Here is a 23,969-nt window from a genome sequence, read left to right on the forward strand (position 1 = left end):
GACGTGGTAGTTCGTGGCCGGCGTCAACGTGAATGCGATGGTCGAACCGTGGTTCACCGTCTGCGCCGTCGACGGGCTGATCGTGCCGTTGCCGCCCGTCACGCTCGGGGTCACCGTGTGCGTGTCGATCGCGAAGCTCGCGATCACCGTGCAGTCCGCGTTCACCGCGTTCGTAGTGTAAGTGTTGCCCACGAGCGAACCGCCGCAGGTGCCCGCCACGTTGGCGACGTGGTAGTTCGTGGCCGGCGTCAACGTGAATGCGATGGTCGAACCGTGGTTCACCGTCTGCGCCGTCGACGGGCTGATCGTGCCGTTGCCGCCGCTCACGCTGGGCGTGACCGTGTACGTGTTGATCGCGAAGCTCGCGATGACCGTGCAATCCGCGTTCACCGCATTCGTCGTGTAGGTGTTGCCCGCGAGCGAACCACCGCAGGTACCGCCGACCGGCGTCACGATGTGGTAGCCCGTCGCCGGCGTCAGCGTGAACGCGATGGTCGCGCCTTCAGTCACCGTCTGCGGCGTCGACGGGCTGATCGTGCCGTTGCCTCCGGACACACTCGGGGTGACCATGTGCGTGACTTGCGCGAACGAAGCAATGACGGTGCAGTTCGCGGTGACCGCATTGGTCGTGAACACGTTGCCCGCCAGCGAACCGCCGCAGGTGCCCGTCGGCGTGACGATCGAGTAGCCCGGGGCCGGCGTCAGGGTGAACGCGATGGTCGCGCCATGGTTCACCGTCTGCGCCGTCGACGGGCTGATCGTGCCGTTGCCACCCGACACGCTCGGCGTCACCGTGTGCGTGTCGATCGCGAAGCTCGCGATGACGGTGCAGTCGGCATTCACCGCGTTCGTCGTGTAGGTGTTGCCCGCGAGCGAACCGCCGCAGGTGCCACCCACCGGCGTCACGATGTGGTAGCCCGAGTCCGGCGTCAGCGTGAACGCGGTCGTCGCGCCGTGGTTCACCGTCTGCGCCGTCGACGGACTGATCGTGCCGTTGCCGCCCGACACGCTCGGGGTCACCGTGTGCGTGTCGATCGCGAAGCTCGCGATCACCGTGCAGTCGGCCGTGACCGGATTCGTCGTGTAGGTGTTGCCGGCGAGGCTGCCGCCGCAAGTGCCGCCGACCGGGGTGATGATGTGATAGCCCGGATCCGGCGTCAGCGTGAACGCGGTCGTCGCGCCGTCATTGACGGTCTGCGGCGTCGACGGACTGATCGTACCGTTTCCTCCGGACACGCTCGGCGCGACCACGTGGTCGGGAGCGGACACGTCGATGCAGCCGTTCGCGGTGACCGACTGGCCATCCGGGTTGGTGATCGTGACGTCCTGCAGGCCGGCCGCGTTCGCGGTGATGTTGAGCACGACCTGCGTCGGCGAGTTGTAGGTCACGCTGTTGACGGTCGCATTCGTGACCGTCGCCGAGACGTGGTTGAACGGGAGTGCGGGCGGAGGCAGGTCGGCACCGGGATCATAGAAGCCGGAGCCGTTGCTCGACGTCGCATCGATCGTGACGTTGCCCGTGCCGCCCGCGAAGGCGATCGGCGAACCGGAGCAGGTCGGCGTCGCCGGCGGCGGCGCGAGCAGCTTGCCGACGCGCACCGCATAGCTGTTGAGCGACTGGTTGTACTCCTGGATCGTCCACACGCTCATGTCGTCGAGCGGATCGACGACGGTGAACGAGTAGTCGCCCCAGCGCCGGCCGGACCCGCCACCCGGATCGGACGGCGGGTTGTAGTTGGCCGAGGTGATGCCGTACTGCATCGCGGCGGCGGTCGGCGGACCGGTCATCACGCCGAGCGGGTCCCCGGCGAGCCGTCCAGCGTAGGCGGGCGTCGCACCCAGCGGTGTACCCGCCTGGCTGAAACCGATCACCGCATGGCCCTGGCCGGTCGCCGTGATCGAGGGGATCCAGTACTGCAGCGCGGTCGTGAGCGTCCCTGCATTGTCGTACACCGTGCCGGACTGGACGAGGGACGGCGTCGTCGAGAGGTTCTGGATGTCGTACCAGCGCGCCGCCTTGCGGGCTGCGCCGGTGGTACTCGCGACACCGGTCGTGCTCACGCGCAGGTTGTGCGCGGTCCACAAATGACCGTTGCGGATCATCGCGGCGTAGAGGCGATCGTCGAGCGAGTCCAGTCGGCCGTTGTTGCCGCCGGTGTTGCCCGAGTGCTCGACCGGATTGGTCGCCCCGGTCGTCGGCACGGTGAGATTGATGTTCGCCGAGATCGTCGGCGTGGCGCTGCCCGGATTGGACACGCGACGGAAGACGAGGCGGCTGTACACCGCGGTGTCGACGCCGACGAAGTAGCCCTGCGTCGCCGAGGGGTCGAAGTTGTCTGCACCACGCGGCGCGAACGGACCAGCGCTAGCGGTTCCGACATTGGGGAAGCTCGTGACGACCAGCGGGCCGGCGCCCAGCGCCGAGGACTTCTGCACGACATACGCGTTCGTGCCGACGAAGGCGCCCGCGCTCGAGAACATGTTGCAGCCGAAGTAGAGGGCATTGACGTCGATGCCGAGCGACGGGTAGTCGCAGAAGTTCGAGCCCGGATCGGTGGTAACGAAGAAGAACGTCCACGCGGTCGACGCGCTGATCACGCCGTTGCTCGCCGCATCGCTCACGGCGAGCAGCCAGCGGTTCGCCGCGGTCGCGCTGCAGCTCGCGTTGGTGCAGGGCACGTCGATGATGCTGATGAACCAGCGTGCGCTGAAGCGGTCGTAGCGCACCTGCGGGTCGCTCGTGAAGTTGAGCACGACCGAACCGCCCACCGGCGTCATCACGGAAGCGAAGAAGGCGTCGGTATCGAGGTTCAGCACCCCGTCGGCGACGCCGGCCTTGGTGAACGAACGGATGCGGCCGTTGACCGCGACCACGTACTGCGACGGGCCGACCGTGCCCATCGAGTCCGGCGGGAACGCGCCGGTATCGGTCAGTGTCGCGCCATCGAAGGACGTGGACGGCGTATGGATCGCACGCGGCCCGCGATCCGGTTCGCTGGCCGCCGACGACGGATAGCGCGATACGGCCGGAGCCTCCGGATTGGGCTGCAGGTTGTCGCGCTCGAACGCTTCGTGTTCGCGCCTGGGGCGCGGACCGTGCCGTTGCGGCCGCGTCGCCTCGATCTGCATGAGTTCGGCCGACGTGTGCGTGACGCCGGCCGCGGTCGGCATGCGCACGCCCTGGATGTCGCTCGCCGGCTCAGGCGCGGCGTACACCGTTGCCGCGAACAGGACCGACGCACACAGAAACGCCTGCGCCATGAAGGGCGCACTTCTGCGATACATGAGTTTTCCCCCCTGGTTGTCTGCATCACCCGCGGACTAGGCCTCAAGACGTAGTCGCACCTGGTACTGCCGGCCCAGCCTATCATTCTTCCGGCCGGTTTTGCAGGGAGTCTGGTTTTCAAGCGCCCCGAACGCGAAAACGTGACTGGATTGGCAACTTGTCCCCGGCCGCTGGACAAGGGCGTTCAGCTTTGCGCACGATGGATTTTTCCGACGATACGGTACTGGTCCATGCGCCTGCTCCCGCGCCTCGCCACCCTCACGCTGCTGCTGATCGGAACCGGCTGCATGAATACCCCGCCCCGCCCCGCGGCCGCCCAGGTCGAGGATCCCTGGCTCTGGCTCGAAGACATCCATGGCGCGAAACCGCTGGAATGGGTCGAGCAGCGCAACGCCGAGACGCGGCAGGCGTTCGCCTCGACACCGGAATTCGAACGCACGCGCACGCGCATCCTCGAGGTGCTCGATTCGGACGCGAAGATCCCCGCCGTCACCCGCATCGGCGACCGCTACTACAACTTCTGGAAGGACCAGGACCACCCGCGCGGCCTCTGGCGGCGCACGACCCTGCAGCAATACCGCAAGGACAAGCCGCGCTGGGAGACGGTGATCGACCTCGACGCCCTGGCCAAGGCCGAGGGCAGGAACTGGGTCTGGCAGGGCGCGACCTGCCTGCGTCCGGCCAATCGGCGCTGCCTCGTCGCGCTTTCGCCGGGCGGCGGCGACGCGAACGTCGTGCGCGAGTTCGACCTGTCCGACCGCAGGTTCGTCAAGGGCGGGTTCGAACTCGCCGAAGCGAAATCGGACGTCGCCTGGATCGACAAGGACCGCATCTACGTCGCGACCGACTTCGGTCCCGGCACGATGACCAAATCGAGCTACCCGCGCATCGTCAAGGAGTGGAAGCGCGGCACGCCGCTGTCCGCCGCGACGCTCGTCTACGAAGGCAGCGACGACGACCTCGCGGTGTCCGCCAGCCGCGACCTCACGCCCGGCTTCGAGCGCGACTTCGTCACGCGCGCGATCGACTTCTACACCAGCGAAACGTTCGTGCGCGGCAAGGACGGCAAGCTCGTCAAGCTCGACGTGCCGGCCGACGCCACGATCGACACGCATCGCGAATGGCTGCTCGTGCAGCTGCGCGACGCATGGAAGCTCGATGGCACGACCTACCCGCAGGGCGCGCTGCTCGCCACGAAGTTCACCGACTTCCTCGCCAACCAGGACAAACCCGGCAAGCGCAAATTCACCGTCCTGTTCGAGCCGGGCGAGACGACGTCGCTGTCGGCGCATTCGTGGACGCGCAACCACCTCATCCTGAACATCCTCGACGACGTCGCGAGCCGGCTCGAGGTGCTCACGCCGCGCAGCGGCGAATGGCGCCGCGAGAAGCTCGGCGGTGCCCCCGCGCTCTCGACGATCGAGGCGCACGGCATCGATGCCGACACGAGCGAGGCCTACTTCCTCAGCGTGAGCGGCTACCTCGCGCCGACCACGCTCTATTACGGCGTGCTCGGCAGCGCCGATGCGGCGCCGATCAAGCGCGCGCCGGTCTTCTTCGACGCGAAGGGCATGGACGTGCACCAGTATTTCGCGACGTCGAAGGACGGAACGCGCGTGCCGTACTTCGTCATCGCGCGCAAGGACATCAAGGCCGACGGCGACACGCCGACCCTGCTGTACGGCTACGGTGGCTTCGAAGTCGCGCTGACGCCGATGTACAGCGGCAGCGTCGGCCGTTCGTGGCTCGAGCGCGGCGGCGCGTTCGCGGTGGCCAACATCCGTGGCGGCGGCGAGTACGGCCCGCGCTGGCACGAAGCCGCACTCAAGGCGAACCGCCCGCGCGCGTACGAGGATTTCGCCGCGGTCGCCGCGGACCTCGTCAAGCGAGGCATCACCTCGCGCCGCCGCCTCGGCGCCGAAGGCGGCAGCAACGGCGGTCTGCTCATGGGCAACATGCTGACGCAGTACCCCGAGCTGTTCGGCGCGATCGTCTGCGAAGTGCCACTGCTCGACATGAAGCGCTACACGCACCTGTCGGCGGGCGCGTCGTGGATCGCCGAGTACGGCGACCCCGACAAGCCGGAGGAATGGGCCTTCATCAAGACCTTTTCGCCGTACCAGAACCTCGCCCCGGGCAAGGACTATCCGCCCGTGCTGTTCTACACCGCGACCAGTGACGATCGCGTCGGCCCGGTGCAGGCGCGCAAGATGGCGGCGCGCATGCGTGAACTCGGCTACTCGAACGCCTGGTTCTACGAGAACACCGAAGGCGGCCACGGCGCCGCCGCCGACAACCGGCAATCGGCCTTCATGCACGCACTCGCGTACACCTTCCTGTGGCAGCAGCTCGCGTCGAAGGCGGCGCCATGATGCGCACGCCACTGTTGTTCGCGCTCGCGGTCGCCGGCGCGTCGCACGCGGCCGCCCCCGCGAACGTCGACGCCGCGCTCGCCAAGGCGAAGCGCGCGCACCAGCCGCTGCTGCTCGATTTCAGCGCACCCTGGTGCTACTCGTGCTACTTCATGGAAACGCACGTGCTCAATGGCACCGAGTGGGACGCGCTCGGCCGCAAGGCCGTGGTCGCCGCGGTCGACGCCGATTCGCCCGATGGCGCGGCATGGATGAAGAAGCTCGCGGTCAAGGCGCTGCCCGCCTACGTCGTGCTCGACGAGCAGGGCAGCGAGCTCGGCCGCATCCTGGCCGAGCAGCCGCGCGCGAAGTTCTACCCGATGATCGACCGCATCATCGCCGGATCGAACACGCTCGACGCGCTGAAGCAGCAGGCCGCGGGCGGTTCGATCGAGGCCGTGGCCGCCGTGCTCGGCGCCTTCCAGGCGCGCGATGCGGGCAAGGACGGCCTCGCGTGGTATGGGACGTTGCCGGCGCAGGTGCGCGCGAACGCCGACAAGGACCCGACCGTGACCTTGCAGCGCGACCGCCTCGACCTTTCCAGGGCACGCGCGCAGGACGACCATGCAGGCGCCATCGCCGCCGCACGCCGCGTGCTCGCCGGCGACATCGGCTGCGATCGCCCTTACGTCGTCGATGCGCTGCTCGAAGCGAGCGAAAAGCAGCCGAAGGCCGAACGCGCGGCGCTCCTCCAGCCACAGCGCGCCGCCCTCGAGGCGATGCTCGCGCGCGACATCTACGTCGCAACACCCGCATGCGCGGACCAGCGCAGCGCGGTGGTCACGACCGCCGACGTCGACGCGGCGCTCGGCGACGCCGCGGCCGAGAAGGCCGTGCTCGACCGCGCGATCGCCGATGCCCGCAGGCGCCTCGGCGGCGACTACGGCAAGGACCGCAACCTCGCCGACAACCTGCGCGTCTACCTCGCGCGCGCGCATCGAGAGGCCGAACTCGACGCGCTGTACCCGAAGCTCGTCGCGGCATGGCCCGACGACTACGTCTATCCATACCGCTTCGGGCGCAGCCTGCTCGAGCGCAAGCGCGCCGCCGAGGCCCTGCCCTGGCTCGAGAAGGCGGCTGACAAGGCCTACGGCGAGAACCGGCTCGGCGTCGCGCTGTATCGCGTGAAGGCGCTCAAGGCGCTCGGCCGCCGCGACGATGCGAAGCAGGTCGTCGCCGAGGTGCTCGAGCAGAACGGGCAGTGGTTCCCCGAGCAGGTGGCCAAGCTCAAGGCCGAACTCGCCTCCTGAGGTGGTCGGCGGCACGCGCTGCGCGCGTACCGCCCTGCGGATGCCGCTTCGCGGCTGCGTCCCGCTTCGCCGCGACGGCGTTTGCTGCACTGCCGCAGGCTTTGCCGTATCCTTCGCGCCGCGCGGGACGGCCCGCCGCGCGCCGACTGCGGCGCGCCGATTCGAACAGCCTGAGGACAACGACATGGGTTTGGAGCGCGTCCCCGCCGGTGCCAACGTGCCCGACGAGATCAACGTCATCATCGAGATTCCCAAGGACGCGGAGCCGGTCAAGTACGAGGTCGACAAGGCCTCCGGCGCGATCTTCGTCGACCGCGTGCTGTCGACGCCGATGCGCTATCCGTGCAACTACGGCTACGTGCCGCGCACGCTCGGTGGCGACGGCGACCCGCTCGACGCGCTGGTGATCCTGCCGCTGCCGCTGGTGCCGGGCTCGGTGATCCGCTGCCGCCCGGTCGGCATGCTGCGCATGACCGACGAGGCGGGCGCCGACGAGAAACTCGTGGTCGTGCCGCACGCGAAGATCTTCGCCGGCTATGGCCATATCGCCGACATCGGCCAGGTATCCGGCCACTGGCTCGAACGCATCGGCCACTTCTTCGAGCACTACAAGGACCTCGAGAAGGGCAAGTGGGTCAAGCTCGAAGGCTGGGCCGACGCCGCGGCCGCCAAGGCCGAGATCACCGCCGGCGTCGAACGCTACGAGGCCACGGCGAACAAGCCCGCACCCTGACGCCGGGGTCGAAGCCGAAGCAGGAACCAAGCTGGAAAGATGAGGGCACGAAGGCTCGGCTGTCCTGCGCCGCGCAGCGACCCGGATCAATCGTCGCTTTCGTCGGGTTCGTCGCCGGCATGCGAGGATGCTGGGTCGACGCCCGAGGCGAGGGCGTCGGCGGCGTTCCACATGGACACTTCGCCGCCGCGGAATTTCTGCGCGTAGACCGGGTCTGCGCGGAAGCGGAAGCGGCGGTAGAAGCTCACGACGTAGCCGTCGGGATGCTCGTGCGCCCAGGCCTGGAAGGCCTCGAGCGTGTCGAGTGCGGGCACGGGTTGCGTCAGGCGGCCGGCGAATTCGAACACGCCGTGATGCCAGCCGAGATGGACGACCGGGCGGCCGGCCTCTTGCGCATCATGGATGCGCGTGGCGAGTGCGCGGATGTCGTAGCGATCGCCCGAACCCTGCAGCACGGCGAGCTTGATCGCCAACCCGACCGCGACCATCGCGACCGCCGCGCCGGCCGGTTGGACGAGACGCATGCGACCGATCGCGAGCGCGCCGCCGATCGCGACGATGAGGCATCCCCATAGCGGCGATACGTCCGCGGCGAATGCCAGCGAGGGCAGCTTCGGCGCGAGCCACGGGAGCGCCGCGGTCGCCGCGCCGAACAGCACGAGGAACGCGCCGAATGCGCCGGCGCGCAGGCGCAGTGCGCCGCGCTCGCGTGCGAACGCGAGCAGCAGCGCGACGCCCGGGATCGTCGGCAACAGGTAATGCGGCTGCTTGCCGGCGACGAGCGAGAACGCGACGAATGTCGGCAGCACCCAGGCGACGCCGAATCGCCACGGCGTTTCGGTCGCGAGTTCGCGCAGCTTCGTCGCGCCCGCGCGCAGCATGAGCGGCCAGGGCAACAGCATGAGCGGGAACACCACGAGGTACCACCACACCGGGCGACCGTGCGCGCTCGTGCCCTTGACGCCGCCGATGCGATCGAGCGTCTGGTTGAGGAAGATCGCGCGCGCGTAGGCCTCGCCGCCGTGCAGGGCCGCGGGAACCGCCCAGGCGAGGCCGATCAGCGCGCCGACGAGGATCGACAGCGCGAAGGCGCCGAAATAGCGCCCGCGCCGGCCGGCCAGGCGGTCGGCGCTCCACCACGGCGCGGCAAGCGCGACGAAGGCGACATCGAGCAACATGACCGGTCCCTTGACCAGGATGCCGAGGCCGATCGCGCCACCCGTGACGAGGACCCCGCGTCGCGTGCGTGCATTGGCGAGATCGAGGATGCCGTGCATCGCGAGCAGCACGCAGGTCGCCAGCGGCACGTCGAACATGATCGCGTTGGAGAACAGCGCGAAGTAGATCGCGCCGAGCAGCAACCACATCGACGTGCGCGCGGTCGCGGTGGACCCGGTCAGGCGCAGTGCCAGGCGCTGCATGAGCACGAGGCTCGCGAGTGAGCACAACAGGGTCATCGCACGCGCGGTCCACGCGTGCACGCCCGTCAGCAGCCAGCCGGCGTTGATGAGCCAGAACAGCAGCGGCGGCTTGTGCGCGTAGGTCGCCCCGTTGAGGTGCGGCACGAGGAACTCGCCGGTCTGGCGCATCTCCCAGGCCACCGCGAGATAGCGCGTCTCGTCGATCGGCAGCGGCCCGAGCAGGAACACGATCGGCAACAGCAACACGGCCGCCACCGCCAGCGGATGCAGCAGGACGGCGCGCCAGTCGGGGTCGGTCGAAGGAAACACGGGATCGGGAACTCGCAGCCGGCAGAACGCGAATCTTGGCACGCCGACCGCCGCGCGCGCGACCGCGGCAACCATTCGCCCAGCCCACCGGCCGGCCCAACGGGCGTTGCTGCCGGGCCGAAAAGCAGATCAAGAGCCTGAGACACGAAGGAAAAGCAAAGCGAAGAGAGTTGAAGATTGAAACACGTAGCACACGGAGGAAAAGCTCTCGAGTCAAAAGCTCTTCCCGCTTTTGCTTTTTCCGTGTGCTCCGCGTGCTCCGTGTTTCAAGCTCTTTTCCTGATTCCGCTTTTCCTTCGTGTCCTTCGTGTTTCAGGCTTCGGCTTTCGCTTCGGCGTCGCCCTCAGCCGCGCTTGAGCAGCTCGCGCAGGTCGATCACCGCCGCGTTCGCGCGCGAGATGTAGTTGGCCATCACGAGCGAATGATTGGCGAAGAAGCCGAACGGCGTGCCGTTCAACACGATCGGACTACCGAGTGCCTTCTGCGATTCCTCCAGTTCGCGGATCACCTGCTCGAGGCTCACGGTCGCGTTCTTGCTGGCGAGGATCGGCGCGAAGTCGGCGCGCACGGCCTCGAGCTGCTCGCGCAGCGCCCAGGTGTAGCCGCGTGCTTCGTAGAAGTTGTCGTCGATCTTCGTCCATGGCGTCTTCACGAGCCGCGGACTCGGCGCGGGGGTCGACTGGCGTGCATGCTCGTCGCCGGCGAGGTCGGTATCGATGCGCACCTGGCCCGCCGCGGCCGACAGGCGCTGCGACAGCGAGCCGAGCCGCGCCGAGACGACCTGCAGGTAGTCGGCGAGGTTGTCGGCGCGCGCGTAGAACTGCGCGTTGCTGTCGTCACCGTCGGCGAGGCGCGTGAGGTAGGCATCGACGCGCGCGATCGCCTTGCGGTACTGGCTCTCCGAACTCGGCAGCAGCCAGCGATCGTTGGGCGAACTGAACAGCGGGTCGGCTTCCTGCAGGTCCTTGTCCTCGACCGACTGCGTCTGCGAGCGGCTGAAATCGTTGCGCAATGCGCGGGCGAGGTCGCGCGTGGCGGTGAGCACGCCGAATTCCCAGTTCGGGACGTTGTCCATGAAAACGCCGGGCGGCAGGCGGTCGTTGCTGAGATAACCGCCGCGCTTGTCGAGCAGGGTTTCCGCCGTCGTGATCAGCGCGGCCGTCGTGACGCTTCCGGTCACGACGCGCTCGCCCTTCGCGGCGAGGCGCGCCTGCGCGGTCGGGACGACGTCGAAATGGCCGGGCTCGTAATCCCACCACCACATCAGCGCGAGCACGAGCACGACGGCGAGCGCGAACACCGCGCCGATGCCGCGCAGCAGCCACGCACGAACGCGACCGAAGCCATTTCCTTGCATGCCATTCCCCGTTGCCGACGGTGCGCCCCGCCCGGGACGGGCGGCGCCGCGGGCGCCGATCGCCCGCCCTCACGCCGCCATTCTAGGCCATCGCGGCCCTACTTCTTCTTCCCGCCGGCGGAACCCGGCTTGGCCGGCTCGCCCTTCTGGCCGAAGTTCTCCATCAGCGTCTTCATGTCCTCGGCGTGTTCTTCCTCGACCGCGAGGATCTCCTCGAGCAGGCGCTTGGTGGTCGTGTCGCGGTCGCCGACGTAGTTGATGATCTCGCGGTAGCTGTCGATCGCGATGCGCTCGGCGACGAGGTTCTCCTCGATCATCGAGGCGAGGTCCTCGGGCACGACGAACTCGGAGTGGCTGCGGCCGGACAGGCCGTCCGGCGAGAAATTCGGCTGGCCGTCGAGCTGGGTGATGCGCTCGGCGATGCGGTCGGCGTGCGACTGCTCCTCGGCCGCGTGCTCGAGGAATTCGGCCGCGACGCTCTTCGCGTTGATGCCCGAGGCGAGGTAGTAGTGCGCCTTGTAGCGCAGCACGCAGACGATCTCGGTCGCGAGCGCCTCGTTGAGCAGCTTCAGCACCGTCGCGCGATCGAGCGTGTAGCTGTCGGTGACGGCACCGCGCTCCATGTGCGCGCGGGCGCGCTTGCGGATCGTCTGGATGTCGGAAAGGAACGGTTTGTCGCTACGCGGACTCGCGGCCATGCCTGCCTCCTCCGGGATGGGATGGCGTGCCCGCGGCGCGGGCGACGCCGCCCTAGGGTACGGCGCGCGCATGTCCGCCAGCTGAAGGCCGGCGGCTCAACCCGGGCGGTAGACCTCGCCGCCCTGGGCGCGGAACTCGGCGGCCTTTTCCGCCATGCCCTCGGCGAGCGCCTGCTCGTCGCCGACGCCGTGCTCCTTCGCGTAGTCGCGCACGTCCTGGGTGATCTTCATCGAGCAGAACTTCGGGCCGCACATCGAGCAGAAATGCGCGCTCTTGTGCGCTTCCTTGGGCAGCGTCTCGTCGTGGAACTCCTTCGCCTTCTCCGGATCCAGGCCGAGGTTGAACTGGTCGTCCCAGCGGAACTCGAAGCGTGCCTTGCTGAGCGCGTTGTCGCGCGCCTGCGCGCCGGGATGGCCCTTGGCGAGGTCGGCCGCGTGCGCGGCGAGCTTGTAGGTGATGATGCCGTCGCGCACGTCCTGCTTGTCGGGCAGGCCGAGGTGTTCCTTCGGCGTCACGTAGCAGAGCATCGCGGTGCCGTACCAGCCGATCATCGCCGCGCCGATCGCGCTCGTGATGTGGTCGTAGCCGGGCGCGATGTCGGTGGTCAGGGGCCCCAGCGTGTAGAACGGCGCCTCGCCGCACTTCTCGAGCTGGCGCTCCATGTTTTCCTTGACCAGGTGCATCGGCACATGGCCGGGGCCCTCGATCATGACCTGCACGTCGTGCTTCCAGGCGACCTGGGTGAGCTCGCCGAGCGTGTCGAGTTCGGCGAACTGCGCGGCGTCGTTCGCATCGGCGATCGAGCCCGGGCGCAGGCCGTCGCCGAGCGAGAACGCGACGTCGTACGCCTTCATGATCTCGCAGATCTCCTCGAAGCGTTCGTAGAGGAACGATTCGCGGTGATGGGCGAGGCACCACTTGGCCATGATCGAACCGCCGCGGCTGACGATGCCGGTGACGCGCCGCGCGGTCAGCGGCACGAACGGCAGGCGCACGCCGGCGTGGATCGTGAAGTAGTCGACGCCCTGCTCGGCCTGTTCGACGAGTGTGTCGCGGAACAGCTCCCAGGTGAGGTCCTCGGCGACGCCGCCGACCTTCTCCAGCGCCTGGTAGATCGGCACGGTGCCGATCGGCACGGGCGAGTTGCGCAGGATCCATTCGCGCGTCTCGTGGATGTGCTTGCCGGTGCTGAGGTCCATCACCGTGTCGGCGCCCCAGCGGATCGCCCACACCATCTTCTCCACTTCCTCGGCGATCGAGCTCGTCACGGCGGAGTTGCCGATGTTGGCGTTGATCTTCACGAGGAAATTGCGGCCGATGATCATCGGCTCGCTTTCCGGATGGTTGATGTTGCAGGGGATGATCGCGCGGCCGCGCGCGACTTCCTCGCGCACGAACTCGGGCGTGATCACTCTCTGGATCGACGCGCCGAACGACTGGCCCGGGTGCTGGCGCAGCAGGTGCGCCTCGCGGATCGCCTCGAGGCGCTGGTTCTCGCGGATCGCGACGAATTCCATTTCCGGCGTGACGATGCCGCGCCGCGCGTAGTGCATCTGCGACACGTTCATGCCCGCCTTCGCCACGCGCGGCTTCGGGATCGCCGGGAAGCGCACTTCGGCGAGCGACGGCGCATTCGCATGGCGGCGCGTGAACGGCGAGCTGAAGTCGGCGAGCCGCTCGCTGTCGCCGCGCTCTTCGATCCATCGCGCACGCAGCGCGGGCAGGCCGGCCGCGAGGTCGACGCGGTAGGCCGGGTCGGTGTACGGGCCGGAGGTGTCGTAGACCGTGAATGGCGCGTTCTTCTCGGCGCCGAACACCGACGGCGTGTCGGCGAGCGCGATCTCGCGCATCGGCACGCGCAGGTCGGCGCGCGACCCGTCGACGTAGATCTTGCGCGAGCCGGGGATCGGCCGCGTCACGGAGCCGGACAGTTCGGCGGTTTCGCGCAGCAGCGCGGACGGGACGGCGTTCATGCAAAGCTCCTCGGCGTCGATCTACGGAGGGAGCCTGCCGCGGAAGTCCGCGCATGCGCGGTATCCGCCGACGCGCGCGGATGCGCGCGTCCCACCAAGCTCCCTACACCGGTGCTAACCGGATCAGGTTCGAAGGGACTCTCTCAGCCGGCCATTGCCGGCACCCCCGCTTCGGCGTGCATTGAAACACGTTCGCGGCGACGCAGCCAGTTGGCGGGAACACCCGCGGCGGCGGGCGTTCGCCGGCGAACCGCCGATGCGCCGCCATGCAGACGGCGGCCCGGTGGCCGCCATCCGCACGAGGCCTTCAGCGGCAGGGCCCGCCCGCGTTCGTGCAGGCGACGCGGCTGCGCACTGCCGCGCTCGCGCCGTAGTTGGCGAGCACGCCGGCGGCGTTGCCGTTCACCCAGGTCGTCGTCGCGAAGGCGAGCACGGGCAGTCCGGCCAGCACGTCGCCGTTCGCTGCCGCGGCGAGCGCGCGCGAGGGCACCGCCGCCCCGGTCATGTCGTGGGCGAGGTCGATGGAAACGCTGCCCGCCTCCGGCAGGAGCTCGATGCCACTGAAGTTGCGCGACACGTGCGCGCCGGGATCGGTCGCATTGGTCAGGCGCGAGCCGGTCGCCGACACCGGCAGTTCGATGTCGCCTGCACCGGCGCTCGTCTCGAACGTGAGCACCGAGGTTTCGAGGCAGGGCGTGAGGGCCGGGTTCGCGGCCCTGCCCGCGGCGTCGGCGCCGCCACCGGAGTTGACCGCGGCGAGCGGGACCGCGCTGCCGTCGCGGGCATGGCCGACCGCGCCGACCGTCGTGCACGCGTACGGATACGAACTCGCCCAGCGCTCGGTGACGACGCCGCCGCTGGTCATCTGGCCACTCGTGTAGGAATGAACGAAGCTCGTTTCGAACGGTGCCTTGGCGAGGTCGCCGACGCGCGCGGGATCGACATACCAGCGCTTGGTCGGCGCGGTGACGATCCAGCCGGTGCGGGCGCCGAGCGCCGGACTGCGCGCATAGCTGCCTTCGAGCGTCGTGGCCATGAACAGCGCGCTCACGGCATCGACGGGATCGGCGTATTCGAGCGTGCGCAGCGCGCCATCGACGGCGACCTGCGCCGCGTAGCGGCCATTCGCCTGCGCGCTCGCGCTGTCGAGGTCGGGCGCCACGGCGCCGGGCGCCGTGTGCGCCGAACGGAAGCCGTCGATCGCGAGCGCGTCGACGCCGAACATCGTGCCGCGCGCGACGTCGATGACATATTCGGCGCCGTACACGCCACCGGCGGGCGGCGTCAGGTCGGCTCCCGCGTCGGCGCGCCAGTAGCCGCCCGCCGACCACGCGGACGCGATGGCCGCGCAATCGCCCGCCGCGATCGCGTCGGCGCTGCCGTGCTGGTTGCCGGTCACTTCGCCCATCTCGAAGACGTCGAAATGGCCTTCGCGCGTGCGATCGGCCGTCTGCGGACCGCCATCGGCGTTGCCGCTCGGACCGGTCGTGGTGTTCTCGCCCGCGTAGGACGCCGTGCGGAAGTCGATCGCGTGCGTGGCGAGCGCAGGCACCGTGCAGCTGGAGTCGCTCGTGACGAGTCGCGCGACCGATGCATCGTCGCCGGCAGACGTGCCGCTGGCCGCTCATGCGCCGTGCGGCGCGACGTAGACGTCGAGGTCGAGCACCTCGCGCCCGTCGTAACCTTCGTGGAAGCGCACGCGCAGCGCCTTCGCCTGCGCCGTCGCGTTGCTGATCACCAATAGCGTGTCGTTGCCACCGTTCGCGGTGTAGTACGGGAAAACGAGCACCTGGCCCAGGCCGTGCGGATCGACGTGCATCGCATGCGCAGCCGGGGCGAAGGCCGCGGCAACGATCGCGGCGGCGAGCGCGGAATTTCTTTTCTTGCCCATCGTGCATCCCCTCGTTGGTCATACGTCGTTGCGACGGCGGAATGCCGCCGGGCGTCGCAGCGGCCCAGGAACGGCCCCCTGGCGCGCCTCCTCCCGCGCACTCGATCGGACTGGCGAACGCCGTTGCGTGCCATGCCGGTGGTCCGCTGCAGCACGTTGCACGCGGCGCGACCCGCTCCCAGTCGCTGCTGAATCGTGGCGCAACGCGCGCTGCCATCGCTGTGTGCGCATGCAACCCGGCGCGACGGCGGGGGTCCAAGCACCGTCCTGAAAGCATCGCAACACGAAGGAGCCCGACATGACCCGCCAACTCGCCGCACGCGCCGCCGCGATCGTCTTCGCCGCCGCAGGTTTCGCGACCCTCGCGGCCGCGGCCGAACCGTCCGCGCGCGTGAACGTCGACTGGACCGATCCGCACGCGTTTTCCGATACGCGCGACAACCCGGGCATCCGCCAGATGCGCCCGGAAGAATGGCTCGCGCTGCTGTCCCGGCACCTCGAGCGCAGCGCCGACCGCATCCTGCCTGCCGGCGAGCGCCTCGACGTGACCTTCACGGACATCGACCGCGCGGGGCGCGTCGAACCCTGGCGCGGCCCGGAGTGGAACGACGTGCGCATCGTCAAGGACATCTACCCGCCGCGCATCGACCTGCGGTTCACCCTGACCGGCGCGGATGGCCGCGTGCTCGCCTCGGGCGAACGCAGGCTGCGCGACAGCGCGTTCCTCATGCGCAGCACGCCCGACGACAGCGATCCGCTGCGCTTCGAGAAGCGCCTGCTCGACGACTGGCTGCGCAGGGAGTTCAGGCCGGCGCGCGGCTGACGCGGCGGATGCGCAAGGGCGGACACGAAGCACGCCAGGCACGCGAAGACATTCTTGCTCCTTGCTCCGGCTGCTCGCGTGCCGCGGGGTGCTTCGTGTTCCAGGCTGCACGCGACCCTGCGTTGACGGCACAATGCGGGTTCCGTTCCGGAGCCTGCGATGGACATCCAGCATCCCGACCTGCACCCTCTCTACGCCGAGCACCTTGCCACGCTGCAGGCGCGCGCCGACAAGGCGCTGCTGCGCGAGGGCTTCGACCATCTCGTGATCGCCGCGGGCCAGCCGGCGATGCAGTTCCTCGACGACCGGCCGTACCCGTTCGCGGTCAATCCGCATTTCAAGCACTGGCTGCCGGTCACGAAGGCACCCGGTTCGTGGATCGTCCACACGCCCGGGCGCAAGCCCAAGCTCGTCTACCTGCAGCCGCACGACTACTGGCACGTCGTGCCCGACGCGCCCGCGGGCTACTGGGTCGAGCATTTCGACATCGTCGTGATCCGCGAAGCGAAGGAGGCGCGCGCGCACTTGCCCAACGACGTCGCGCGCTGCGCGGTGATCGGCGAGGCGGGTGCGGCGCTCGACGGTTTCGCCCCGAACAATCCGCAAGGCGTGCTCGATTACCTGCACTGGCAGCGCTCGTACAAGAGCGCCTACGAGCTCGCGATGATGCGCGTCGCGAGCAAGATCGGCGCGCGCGCGCACCGCGCGGCCGAACGCGCGTTCCGCGCCGGCGCATCGGAGTTCGACATCCACGTCGCCTACATGGGGAGCGCGCGCCAGGGCGACAACGAGCTGCCGTACAACAACATCATCGCGCTCAATGAACACGCCGCGGTGCTGCACTACATGGAACTCGCGCACGCGCCGCCGGCGCGCGCGCATTCTTTCCTCATCGACGCCGGCGCGAGCTTCCACGGCTACGCGAGCGACATCACGCGCACCTACGCCGCCGCCGATGCCGGCGAGTTCCAGGCGCTGATCGACGCGGTCGACGCCGCGCAACGCGGCTTCGTCGCGAAGGTGCGCGCGGGACAAGCCTATCCCGACCTGCACGTGCATGCGCACCTCGTGCTCGGCGGCATCCTCAAGGACCACGGCTTCGTGCGCATGGGCGCGGAGGCCGCGCTCGATGCCGGCGTCACCTCGACGTTCTTCCCGCACGGCCTCGGCCACCCGATCGGCCTGCAGGTGCACGACGTCGCCGGCTTCCAGGCGAGCGACCGCGGCGGTACGCTGCCGCGGCCGCCGGGCCACCCGTACCTGCGCATGACGCGCGCACTCGAACCGGGCATGGTGGTGACGATCGAACCCGGCCTCTACTTCATCGACATGCTGCTCGCCGAGCTCGCGAACAAGCCGGCGGCGAAGGACGTCGACTGGGCGCGCGTCGATGCGTTCCGCAAGTACGGCGGCATCCGCATCGAGGACGACGTGGCCTGCACCGAGGGCGAGCCGGAGAACCTCACGCGCGACGCGTTCGCCGCGCTCGGCTGACGCTGCACGGGCATGGATACGCGCGCGCTCGAGGCCTTTTGCGCGCGCCTGCCCGGCGCGACCTCGCGCGCGCTCGATCCGCCGTACAACATCCTCCTCTACGACGTCGGCGGCAGGCAGTTCGCGTATTTCAAACTCTCCGAACCGGAGAAGTGGCGTTTCAGCTTCCGCACGACGCCGGAGCGCTTCCTCGAGCTCACCGGCGTTGCCGGCATCAAGCCCGCGCGCTACCTGGCGCGCTTCCACTGGGTCACGGTCGTCGACGTGCGTTCGGTGTCCGCCGCGTACCTGCGCGAGCTCGTCGAGTGGTCGTATCGGCGCGCGCTGGCGTCGTTGCCGAAGACGAAGCAGGCCGCCCTCCGGGCGACCGGCACGCCGCGGCAACCTGTCGCGAGACAGCGGAGTCGGACCGGCGTAACCTGACGCGGTGGCCGAATCACATCGCCCCGCCGAAGCGTCCTGGTTCCGCAGCCGCGGCGGGCGCCGCTTCGGCGTCGAGTTCGGCGCGATCATCGTGTTCAAGCTCGTCGCGCTTGCGCTGATCTGGTTCTTCTGCATCCGCCCGCTGCCGCACGCGGACACGCGTCCTGCCGCCGTCGCCGACCACCTGCTCGCGCCTGCCCACGAGGCTCCCGATGATCGATGAGACCGTCGTCACCCTGTCGCGCCTGCAGTTCGCGCTGACCGCGCTCTACCACTTCCTGTTCGTGCCGCTCACGCTCGGCCTGTCGTGGATGCTCGCGATCATGGAAGCGGTCTACGTGATGACCGGGCGCGAGGTATGGAAACGCATGACCCAGTTCTGGGGCGTGCTGTTCGGCATCAATTTCGCGATGGGCGTCGCCACTGGCGTGACGATGGAGTTCCAGTTCGGCACCAACTGGGCCTACTACTCGCACTATGTCGGCGACATCTTCGGCACGCCGCTGGCGATCGAGGGGTTGATGGCGTTCTTCCTCGAAGCGACGTTCATCGGGCTGTTCTTCTTCGGCTGGGACCGCCTCTCGCGCGTGAAGCACCTCGTCGTGACCTTCCTGCTCGCGCTCGGCACGAACCTGTCGGCGCTGTGGATCCTCATCGCCAACGCGTGGATGCAGAACCCGGTGGGCTCGCGCTTCAACCTCGACACCATGCGCATGGAAGTCACCGATTTCGGCGCGGTGGTGTTCAACCCGGTCGCGCAGTCCAAGTTCGTGCACACGGTCAGCGCGGGCTACGTGCTCGGCGCGATGTTCGTGCTGTCGATCAGTGCCTGGTACCTGCTCAAGGGCCGCAACATCGACTTCGCCAAGCGCTCGATGACGGTCGCGGCGAGCTTCGGCCTCGCCTCCGCGCTCAGCGTCGTCGTGCTCGGCGACGAATCAGGCTACACGGTGACCGAACACCAGAAGATGAAGCTCGCCGCGATCGAGGCGATGTGGGAGACCGAACCCGCGCCGGCAGCGTTCACCGCCTTCGGCCTCCCCGACGTCGCCGAACGCACGACCCACTACGCGATCCACATCCCGTGGCTGATGGGCATCATCGGCACGCGCTCGCTCGATCGCGTCCTGCCCGGCATCGGCGAACTCGTCGGCGATGCCGAGCAGCGCATCGCCGGCGGCATGAAGGCATACGCGGCGATGCAGCGCCTGCGCGTCGATCGCAACGACGCGGCGGCGCGCGCCGAGTTCGAGGCGCACGAGCGCGACCTCGGCTATGCGCTGCTGCTCAAGCGCAGTCTCGCCGATCCGGCGACGGCGAGTCCCGACGACATCCGCGCGGCCGCGGCGAGCACGATCCCGAACGTGCCCGTGCTGTTCTGGGCATTCCGCATCATGGTCGGCTGCGGGCTGTGGTTCATCGCCCTGTTCGCGTACTCGTTCTGGCTCTCGGCGCGGCGCGAGCTCGATCGCCGCCGCTGGTACCTCAAGGCGGCGCTGTGGAGCCTGCCGCTGCCGTGGCTCGCGATCGAACTCGGCTGGATCGTCGCCGAATACGGCCGCCAGCCGTGGGCGATCGAAGGCGTGCTGCCGACCGCGCTCGGCGTCTCGTCGGTATCGGTGGCGCAGGTCGCGACGAGCCTCGCGGGCTTCGTGCTGTTCTACAGCGCGCTCGCGGTCGTCGACGCCGTGCTCATGCTCAAGTACGCGCGCAAGGGACCCGATGGCCTCGGCATGTGGCCGCCGGCAACGCCGGAGCCCGTGCCGGACCATTCGGTCGTGGCGGCAAGACCATGACGGCGGCGCCGTCCATGCGATGTAACGCGCACGGTGCGCAAGGAGGATCGTGATGCCCGACTATGAAACCCTGCGCATAGTCTGGTGGGCGCTGCTCGGGGTACTGCTGGTCGGCTTCGCCGTCACCGACGGCTTCGACCTCGGCATCGCCGCGCTGCTGCGCGTGCTCGGCCACGACGATGCCGAGCGCCGCGCGGTGCTCGAAACAGTGGAACCGGTCTGGGAAGGCAACCAGGTCTGGCTCATCCTCGGTGCCGGCGCGATCTTCGCGGCGTGGCCGCTGCTTTACGCGGCCGCCTTCTCCGGTTTCTATTTCGCGATGCTGCTGGCCCTGCTCGCCCTGATCGTGCGGCCGGTCGGCTTCAATTTCCGCAACAAGTTCACCGACGCGCGCTGGCGCGGCTTCTGGGACTGGCTGCTGACCTTGCATGGCATCGTGCCCGCGCTCGTGTTCGGCGTCGCGTTCGGCAATCTCTTCCTCGGGGTGCCGTTCCGCTACGACGAAACGCTGAGGCTCACCCATGAAGGCGGGTTCTTCGACCTGCTGCGTCCGTACCCGCTGCTGACCGGGCTCGTTTCGGTCGCGCTGCTGCTGCTGCATGGTGCGGCGTGGGTCGCGGTCAAGAGCGAGGGCGTCGTGCTCGCGCGCGCGGAGCGCGCGGTGCGCCTGCTCGCGCCGGCCTTCGTCGCGCTGTACGTGGCGGCGGGGTTCGTGCTGTATTTCGGCGTGACCGGGTATGCATTGCAGGGCGGCTCGACCCCGGCAGGCCCGTCCAATCCGCTCGCGAAAACCGTCATCGTCGGGAGCAACTGGCTCGTCGATTCGCCGCTCGGCGGCTGGGCCGTCGCAGCCGCGATCGTCGCGCTCGCCGCCGCGCTCGCGACGCTGCCGCTGTGCGGTCGCCGCCATCACCTCGCGATGTTCGTCGCCAGTTCGGTCGCCGTGAGCGGCACGATCGCATCGGCCGGCCTGGCACTGTTCCCGTTCCTGCTGCCCTCGAGCCTCGATCCGCGCAGCAGCCTCACCGTGTGGGACGCATCGAGCAGTCGCACGACGCTCGGCCTCATGCTGCTCGTCACCGCGCTGCTGCTGCCGATCGTCCTCGCCTACACCGCCTGGGTCTACCGCGTGCTGCGCGGGCGCGTCTCGCTCGAGCATGTGAAGCAGACGCACGGCATGTACTGAAGGAGCTCTCGCGATGTGGTACTTCAGCTGGATCCTCGGCCTCGGCCTCGCGCTCGCCTTCGCGATCCTCAATGCGATGTGGTTCGAACTCGCCGCCGACGCGGCGGCCGCCCGCGATGCGGCGGAGAAGACGCCACCGCCCTGACCATCGCCGCCGAGTGCTCCGGCTGGCACCCGCCCCGAACCGCTCCGATCGTTCCGCCCCACGGCGCGGGTTCCGGTGCGCCGGACACCGCTAGAATCGCGCACCGGATTCAAGGACGACGCGAGCGCCGATGAGCACCACCGACACTGTCCCCGTGTCCCCCGCGCGCCGCGGCTGGACGGCCTATCTGCGCTGGCTCGTGCCGATCGCCTTCCTCGCGCTCGTCGGTGCCCTCGTCTGGCACGGCGTCGACGAGTTCGACCTGCCGCAGATCCAGCGCACCCTGCTGCAGGTGCCGACCCTGCCAGCGCTCGGGGTCGGCGCGCTCGCACTCGTTGCGGTCGCGTTCACCGGCCTCGTCGACGTCGTCATCGCGCGCTGGCTCGGCCTGCCGATGCCGGCCGGCGAGATGCTGCGTCTCGCCTTCGTCGCCAATTCGCTCGCCAACATCCTCAACCTTTCCGGCGCGATCGGCTCGGGCGTGCGCCTGCTCGCCTTTGCCGCGCGCAAGGTGGAACTCGCGCGCGGCGCGGCGCTGATCGGCCTGCAGGTGCTGTCGCTGCCGCTGGGACTGTCCGTGCTCATCGTGATCACCCTCGCGCTCGGCTCGCGCCCGATCACGCCGGGCGCGACGACGCACTGGGTCGCGCTCGCGGTGCTCGCCGCGGCCACGGCGTACCTGCCCGCGTTCTTCGTGCTGACCGGCCGGCGCCGCCTCATGCGCTGGCTGCCGGGCGGGCGCGAGTTGCCACCCCTGCGCCTCAAGCTCGCGCTTACCGCGCTTTCGTTCGTCGACTGGGTGCTCAGCGCCGCGGTGCTGTACGGCTGCCTCTACCTCGCCGGGGCGCACGTCAAGCCAGGTCCATTGCTCGGCAGCTTCGCGGCCGCGCAGACGCTCGGCCTGCTCAGCCTGATCCCGGGCGGCTTCGGCGTGTTCGACGGGCTCATGCTGCTCGCGCTGTCGAGCGGCGGTTACGACAACGCGCAGGTGCTGGCCGGCCTGTTCCTGTTCCGCATCGCCTACTACCTGCTGCCGCTGCTCGCCGGCCTCTACCTCGGCTCGGGCATGCTCGTCGGCCAGCTGCCGGGCATCGCGCGCGCGACCGCGCGCCTGCAGACGCATCCGCTGTTCGGCGTGCTCGGCCTGCCGGCGAACCTGCTCGCCGGCTTCGGCATCCGCGTGCTCGCGATGCTCACGTTCGGCGCCGGCCTGCTGCTGCTCGCGTCGGCGGCGATCCCCGCGGTGCACGAGCACACCGTGGTCGTGCGCGCGAACCTGCCGCTCGCCGCGGTCGAGGGTTCGTACTGGCTGTCGGTCCTCACCGGCGTGCTGCTGCTCGGCCTCGGCCGCGGCATCGACGGCCGCCTGCGCGTCGCCTACAACCTGGCCCAGCCGCTGCTGATCTTCGCCGCGGTACTGGCGGTGACCAAGGGCCTGCATTTCGGCGAGGCGCTGTTCCTGCTGGCGATCGCCGCGTTGCTGCGCGTGCGCAAGCGCGAGTTCACCCAGCGCGCGATGAGCCTGACCTCGTTGACGACGTTCACCTGGCTCGCCGGCCTCATCGTCGTCGTGTGCGCGTTCTTCGCCGTCGGCGTCGGCACCATGCTCGGCGACGACAGTTTCGACCTCTGGTACTTCGGTTTCGGCGAACACTCCTCGCGCATCGTGCGCGGCCTGTTCGCGGCGGGGCTCGGCGTCTGTGGCTATCTCGTATGGCAGTCGTTCGCGGTGCGTCGGCCGTCGCTGAAGCTGCCGGACCACGCCGAGCTCGAGCGCGCACGCGAGGTCTATCGCGAGCATGGCGGCGGCGAGTTCGGCCACCTTTCCTTCATGAGCGACAAGCACCTGTTCTGGTCGGGCGACCATCGCACGGTGGTCGCGTACGCGGCCGTGCGCGACCGCCTCGTCGCACTCGGCTCGCCGTGCGGACCGGAGGGCGCGATCAAGCGCGCGATCCTCGACTTCCGCCAGTTCGCCGATGCGCAGGACCGCGCGCCGGTGTTCTACGAGGTGCTCGAGCCGGACCTGTCGCTCTACCACGACCTCGGCTTCGACCTGTTCAAGCTCGGCGAGCTCGCGACGATCCGCCTCGACGAGTTCACGCTGGCGGGCAAGCGCTGGGAGGACCTGCGCCAGGCGGTCAACCGCTCGGTGAAGGAACAGCTCGCGTTCGAAATGGTCGAGCCGCCATTCGACACCGTGCTGATGACCGAGGTCGAGCGCGTTTCGGACGCCTGGCTCGCCGACAAGGGCGCGCACGAGAAGAGCTTCTCGCTCGGCCGCTTCGATCCGGACTATCTCGCCTGGAGCCCGCTCGCGCTGGTGCGCCGCTCGGGCGAACTCATCGCGTTCGCCAACGTGCTGCCGCCGTACGGGCCGAACGGCACGGCGAGCGTCGACCTCATGCGCCACGTCGACGACGCGCCGCGCGGCACGATGGATTTCCTGTTCGCGCGCGTGATGCAGTGGGCGAAGGAACAAGGCCATGCGACCTTCAGCCTCGGCATGGCACCGCTGTCGAGCGTCGGCGACAACCCGTACGCGCGCATCAACGAGCGCCTCGCCGCGCTCGCGTTCCAGTACGGCGGCCGCTTCTACAACTACCAGGGCCTGCGCCGCTACAAGGAGAAGTTCCAGCCCGAATGGACCGGCTCCTACCTCGCCTATCCGCGCGGGTTATGGGTACCGGGCCTGCTCATCGACATCGCGGCGCTCGTCTCGGGTGGCTACCGGCGCTTCCTCAGCGGCCGCTGAGCGCCGGCACGCGGCGC

At 69.1% G+C, this 23,969-nt stretch carries 18 protein-coding genes and 1 riboswitch; of the genes, 11 read left to right on the forward strand and 7 right to left on the reverse strand.

What is annotated here, in order from left to right; all coding sequences use genetic code 11:
* A partial coding sequence (locus tag EV148_RS01920; protein ID WP_199222695.1) for an InlB B-repeat-containing protein occupies positions 1-3,261 on the reverse strand: 3,261 nt, incomplete at its 3' end.
* Positions 3,262-3,516: 255 nt separating this feature from the next.
* Between EV148_RS01920 and EV148_RS01925 the strand changes: the two genes are divergently transcribed.
* The 3 genes from EV148_RS01925 (at position 3,517) to ppa (ending at position 7,680) form a co-directional block, all read left to right on the forward strand.
* The gene (locus EV148_RS01925; RefSeq protein ID WP_131992635.1) at positions 3,517-5,658 is read left to right on the forward strand and encodes a prolyl oligopeptidase family serine peptidase; all 2,142 of its coding nucleotides are present in this window, start codon (positions 3,517-3,519) and stop codon (positions 5,656-5,658) included.
* On the forward strand, positions 5,655-6,947 hold the full coding sequence (locus EV148_RS01930; RefSeq protein WP_131992638.1) for a thioredoxin family protein: 1,293 nt from the start codon (positions 5,655-5,657) through the stop codon (positions 6,945-6,947). The genes EV148_RS01925 and EV148_RS01930 overlap by 4 nt, the downstream gene beginning before the upstream one ends.
* A gap of 184 nt (positions 6,948-7,131) precedes the next feature.
* Positions 7,132-7,680: an inorganic diphosphatase gene (gene ppa, locus EV148_RS01935; protein ID WP_131992641.1), complete on the forward strand. Its 549-nt coding sequence runs from the start codon at positions 7,132-7,134 to the stop codon at positions 7,678-7,680.
* A gap of 86 nt (positions 7,681-7,766) precedes the next feature.
* Here the strand turns inward: ppa and EV148_RS01940 are convergent, their stop codons facing one another.
* The 6 genes from EV148_RS01940 to EV148_RS01965 all read right to left on the reverse strand — a co-directional run bounded on the left by EV148_RS01940 (position 7,767) and on the right by EV148_RS01965 (position 15,330).
* On the reverse strand, positions 7,767-9,410 hold the full coding sequence (locus tag EV148_RS01940) for an ArnT family glycosyltransferase (protein ID WP_158287270.1): 1,644 nt from the start codon (positions 9,408-9,410) through the stop codon (positions 7,767-7,769).
* Positions 9,411-9,753: 343 nt separating this feature from the next.
* Positions 9,754-10,767 carry a DUF2333 family protein gene (locus EV148_RS01945; protein ID WP_131992647.1) on the reverse strand — a complete coding sequence of 338 codons (1,014 nt, stop codon included), beginning with the start codon at positions 10,765-10,767 and terminating at the stop codon, positions 9,754-9,756.
* A gap of 98 nt (positions 10,768-10,865) precedes the next feature.
* A complete protein-coding gene (locus tag EV148_RS01950; RefSeq protein ID WP_131992650.1) occupies positions 10,866-11,465 on the reverse strand; it encodes a ferritin-like domain-containing protein in 600 nt (199 codons plus the stop codon).
* 96 nt (positions 11,466-11,561) lie between these two features.
* Positions 11,562-13,439: a phosphomethylpyrimidine synthase ThiC gene (thiC, locus tag EV148_RS01955; RefSeq protein WP_131992653.1), complete on the reverse strand. Its 1,878-nt coding sequence runs from the start codon at positions 13,437-13,439 to the stop codon at positions 11,562-11,564.
* Between the two features lie 83 nt (positions 13,440-13,522).
* A riboswitch (TPP riboswitch) is annotated at positions 13,523-13,617 on the reverse strand.
* Positions 13,618-13,746: 129 nt separating this feature from the next.
* A complete protein-coding gene (locus EV148_RS01960) occupies positions 13,747-14,991 on the reverse strand; it encodes a hypothetical protein (RefSeq protein WP_131992656.1) in 1,245 nt (414 codons plus the stop codon).
* Between the two features lie 72 nt (positions 14,992-15,063).
* Positions 15,064-15,330, reverse strand: a complete 267-nt coding sequence (locus EV148_RS01965) for a hypothetical protein (RefSeq protein WP_131992659.1) — start codon at positions 15,328-15,330, stop codon at positions 15,064-15,066.
* A gap of 298 nt (positions 15,331-15,628) precedes the next feature.
* On the opposite strand from EV148_RS01965, the gene EV148_RS01970 reads away from it, so the two are divergent.
* From EV148_RS01970 to mprF, 8 genes are all read left to right on the forward strand, one after another.
* Complete coding sequence (locus EV148_RS01970; RefSeq protein WP_131992662.1) at positions 15,629-16,153, forward strand: DUF3016 domain-containing protein; 525 nt, start codon at positions 15,629-15,631, stop codon at positions 16,151-16,153.
* A gap of 159 nt (positions 16,154-16,312) precedes the next feature.
* The gene (gene pepQ, locus EV148_RS01975) at positions 16,313-17,647 is read left to right on the forward strand and encodes a Xaa-Pro dipeptidase (RefSeq protein WP_131992665.1); all 1,335 of its coding nucleotides are present in this window, start codon (positions 16,313-16,315) and stop codon (positions 17,645-17,647) included.
* A gap of 12 nt (positions 17,648-17,659) precedes the next feature.
* Positions 17,660-18,070, forward strand: a complete 411-nt coding sequence (locus tag EV148_RS01980; protein WP_131992668.1) for an MmcQ/YjbR family DNA-binding protein — start codon at positions 17,660-17,662, stop codon at positions 18,068-18,070.
* A gap of 4 nt (positions 18,071-18,074) precedes the next feature.
* Entirely contained in the window at positions 18,075-18,293 is a 219-nt protein-coding gene (gene cydP, locus EV148_RS01985; protein WP_131992671.1) for a cytochrome oxidase putative small subunit CydP, read from the forward strand.
* On the forward strand, positions 18,283-19,866 hold the full coding sequence (locus EV148_RS01990) for a cytochrome ubiquinol oxidase subunit I (protein ID WP_131992674.1): 1,584 nt from the start codon (positions 18,283-18,285) through the stop codon (positions 19,864-19,866). Before cydP ends, EV148_RS01990 begins: the two co-directional genes overlap by 11 nt.
* 52 nt (positions 19,867-19,918) lie before the next feature.
* The gene (gene cydB / locus EV148_RS01995) at positions 19,919-21,052 is read left to right on the forward strand and encodes a cytochrome d ubiquinol oxidase subunit II (protein ID WP_131992677.1); all 1,134 of its coding nucleotides are present in this window, start codon (positions 19,919-19,921) and stop codon (positions 21,050-21,052) included.
* Between the two features lie 13 nt (positions 21,053-21,065).
* On the forward strand, positions 21,066-21,197 hold the full coding sequence (cydX, locus tag EV148_RS02000; protein WP_131992680.1) for a cytochrome bd-I oxidase subunit CydX: 132 nt from the start codon (positions 21,066-21,068) through the stop codon (positions 21,195-21,197).
* 130 nt (positions 21,198-21,327) lie between these two features.
* On the forward strand, positions 21,328-23,952 hold the full coding sequence (gene mprF / locus EV148_RS02005) for a bifunctional lysylphosphatidylglycerol flippase/synthetase MprF (RefSeq protein WP_131992683.1): 2,625 nt from the start codon (positions 21,328-21,330) through the stop codon (positions 23,950-23,952).
* Positions 23,953-23,969: the final 17 nt, after the last annotated feature.

This window comes from Dokdonella fugitiva (genome assembly GCF_004342425.1).
GTDB classification, from domain to species: Bacteria; Pseudomonadota; Gammaproteobacteria; order Xanthomonadales; family Rhodanobacteraceae; genus Dokdonella_A; species Dokdonella_A fugitiva.